General features: G+C 40.8%; 1 protein-coding gene. It reads right to left on the minus strand.

Going from position 1 to position 816, the window contains the following annotated elements; all coding sequences use genetic code 11:
• Window positions 1-180 precede the first annotated feature (180 nt).
• A partial coding sequence (locus tag G5S52_RS24510; protein ID WP_165018891.1) for a hypothetical protein occupies window positions 181-816 on the minus strand: 636 nt, incomplete at its 5' end.

Raw genomic sequence — 816 nt, forward strand, 5'->3', positions numbered from 1 at the left:
CCCATAGGTATCTTGGTTATTTGGTGAATGGCCAGAACCTGGACCACAACATGCATGCCTTGATATGCAAAGACTTGTATCGCCAGATACTCCAATAAACCCCTATCCTGCTTGACTAATTTTTGGGTGTTTTCATTGTACGCGACCCATGCAACCCAAGTCCCAGTTATTTCCGGTTTTCTAGCTATTACATCTCTCATCTTTTCTAGAGCAGATACTGTGAGATCTAGATTCTCGAAAACGTCTGATCCCCCCGTCATAGAATCCATTATACCTATTGATTACATTGGTGATGGATCCTACTACCTGTTCAGGCTGTCTACATTGCATCCTCATGAGGTAAGCAGCAATATATGAGTATGCTGCAGCTTGCTGGGTTTTATCACTCTGTATATTATCTTGTTTAGGAGTTGCCCGAACCCTCTGAGCCATTTTTATGGCAACATCTGCAGCAGTCGATTTTTTACCACCCTTTTTCTTACCTGATTTAGAGCTATTCTTTCTCATCTCAACTTCTAACATCTCTTGTAATTCAGGATCTGCGTCTTCTGAAGCATTCCTGTTATTGTTGACTGTTGGCTTAGATGAAGTAATAGAGTTGGTCAGCACATTGTTAGGGGATACAAGCATGTAATCTTCGGTAGCTGCTGTTGATCTCAAGGACACAGCTAGACGTAGCATCATGTTTAATGTGTCAGCATTTATGATATCCTCTGCTATAGCTGTCATCATTGCCTCACCAAATAACACAGCATCATCCGTGTTTAGATGTTCAATTTGATAAACCGACAATGTATTAAAATCAGAATCTTTCCA

The organism is Grimontia sedimenti, assembly GCF_011045095.1.
Lineage (GTDB): Bacteria > Pseudomonadota > Gammaproteobacteria > Enterobacterales > Vibrionaceae > Enterovibrio > Enterovibrio sedimenti.